The organism is Monashia sp. HAY1-5C (assembly GCF_056755255.1).
Genome location: NZ_JBPGXG010000349.1, coordinates 1 through 273, shown reverse-complemented (window position 1 = coordinate 273; position 273 = coordinate 1). Strand labels below are relative to the sequence as shown.

Annotated in this window: 1 protein-coding gene; it reads right to left on the bottom strand. The window is 43.6% G+C overall.

Translation table 11 applies throughout. The features are described from left to right. Positions 1-273 (bottom strand): hypothetical protein (locus ACR9ZK_RS21975; protein WP_481344074.1); only part of this gene is annotated, 273 nt, incomplete at both ends.

Here is a 273-nt window from a genome sequence, read left to right as displayed (position 1 = left end):
ATGTAAAGGCCGTATGGAATAGCTCGTCCACGGTAGTTGTGATTCGGTCTTTTGTCTCGCGGTCAATAGATGTGTAATAGCTTGAACCTCCACCCATTTTCAGCAGCAAATTGGAATGGTTCGGATCGTTAGGTGGATATTTATCTTCAAAAGAAGGATGATACTTTGAAATTGCCCTACCGATTACATCATGAACCGTCATTCCCGACACAGACATCTTTTCAACGCCGTTAAGCAGAATGTCTTTCTTGGTCTGTACTACTTTGCCCCAGC